Origin of the sequence: Cellvibrio sp. OA-2007 (assembly GCF_000953825.1) — a bacterium.
Classification (GTDB): domain Bacteria; phylum Pseudomonadota; class Gammaproteobacteria; order Pseudomonadales; family Cellvibrionaceae; genus Cellvibrio.
Genome location: NZ_BBUL01000038.1, coordinates 1 through 1,384, shown reverse-complemented (window position 1 = coordinate 1,384; position 1,384 = coordinate 1). Strand labels below are relative to the sequence as shown.

Sequence of the window (1,384 nt, the reverse complement as noted above, 5' to 3'; positions counted from 1 at the left end):
GCGTTATTGGTTTGCTTGCAAAATTGGGTTCCGGCCTTCGCCCACTGCTGTCCGGAATAATCTTCTTGACGTCCCCCATCAAATCAGCCTTAGCTGTCGAGAGGCTATTTCGGCCTCTCGTCGTCGCTTTCGCTTGTAGTACGATTCGCTCTGCTGGCGCTGGAAGAGCGTTGCCCTAACCAGGGCCAGACACTCCCACATGGTCACTTCCAGTGCATGACGCATGCGATACAAGGCCAGAAGTAGATAGGCGATCAAGGCTGTGAGCACCTGAATGCGCACCGCGTTCTCGCTGCGGCCTAGGAATTTCTTGATCTTCAAGTGCTGCTTGACCCATTTGAAGAACAGCTCGATGCCCCAACGCTCTTTGTAGCGCTGGGCGATCTCAAGGGCCGGGCTATGCAGATCGTTGGTGGCAAAGACGAGCGGAGTTTGCTTGTCGGGCCGCGCAATGGTCACACAACGCAAGCTGCGGCTGTAGGGGTTCTTACGTCCGCCTCCAGGGTGACGATTCTTGAACTGAACGATTTCGTCACTGAGCACAACCTGCGTAGCCTCTTCAGGGATGCCGCGAATCTCGACAGTTCTCAAACTGGCATTGCGTTTGAAACGCGTAACGAAGTACGCACCGGCCTGATCGATGTCGTGCCACCAACGGTAGTCGCAATAGCCCTTGTCGAAGACATACAGCGCCCCCTTCTGTAACGGAACTGAGCGGGCCAACTCGACATCGTTGACGTTGGCAGCACTGAAACTATGCCATTGCGGCGTCTGCGACGCTGCCTCGAATAGCACATGCACCTTGATGCCTTGGGTATTCTGGGTACGGCTATCTCGGGTCCAACGGTCGAATTCCCGTCCCTTGAGTGTGAGTGAGGTCGAATCGAGCAGGTACATCAGCTCAACACTTTCCCTGCGCAGCTTGCCCGACAACTGTCCCATCAGCCAGGCAGCGGTAGCGTGGAAGACAGAATCGGAACGTTTGGCGTTTGCATCGGACAGCGTCGTGCGCTTGATCGGCCCGGTGCCGAGATGATAGTGGTGCGAGACCTGGGCGTTGAATCCAGCCTCTAATGGTCGCAGGCCTGGTGCTTCACTGAGCTGGCCGTAGAGCATTGCCACCAGATGATTCCAGTGGCCGAAGCCCTTGGAGAACTTGTCAGCTTTTCGCTTGTCGACCAGCTGATCGAAGGTTGAGCGCGGCAGGCCCTTTAATAATTCGTGAAAGGTAGTTATGCTGAACATGTTGCAGGGTCTAGGTTTTAAGTTTGGCGACTTCGGGTATACGCCCGTAACCCAGTCCCTGCAACCCTTTCAGCGATTTCCCCTCAAATTATTCCGGACAGCAGTGGGCCTGCGCCGGGATGACGGATCTACCGTTGTC

General features: G+C 55.6%; 1 protein-coding gene. It reads right to left on the bottom strand.

Going from position 1 to position 1,384, the window contains the following annotated elements; genetic code table 11:
• Window positions 1-78: 78 nt before the first annotated feature.
• Window positions 79-1,245, bottom strand: coding sequence for an IS4 family transposase (locus AWU77_RS02155; RefSeq protein WP_062058574.1), 1,167 nt, complete (start codon window positions 1,243-1,245; stop codon window positions 79-81).
• Between the last annotated feature and the right edge of the window lie 139 nt (window positions 1,246-1,384).